Raw genomic sequence first — 229 nt, forward strand, 5'->3', positions numbered from 1 at the left:
GTCCGGGGAAAGTTATTCATAGGCGAAGCTGATCTGGTTTGGGGAGGATCGGAGCTTGCGTTGACTTGGGTTGACGGGCGGCGGTTTGTCGATGGCGGCGATGTTTCGTCGCTCGAAGAGGCATCGGGCGACCAAATCGGTGAACCTGAGGATGGGCATGGCGATACGGCAGGCCCGGGCGGCGATGCGCAGCAGCGCATAGGCGATCATGGCGGCGAAGAGCTGCAGG

General features: G+C 62.0%; 1 pseudogene. It reads right to left on the reverse strand.

Features of this window, described 5'->3' with window-relative positions:
* Positions 1-12: 12 nt before the first annotated feature.
* Positions 13-229 (reverse strand): annotated as a pseudogene (locus EOD29_RS35585) (IS4 family transposase); the annotation flags it as partial.

The sequence above is a fragment of the Mesorhizobium sp. M1A.T.Ca.IN.004.03.1.1 genome, assembly GCF_003997555.1.
In the GTDB taxonomy this organism is placed as follows: Bacteria; Pseudomonadota; Alphaproteobacteria; order Rhizobiales; family Rhizobiaceae; genus Mesorhizobium.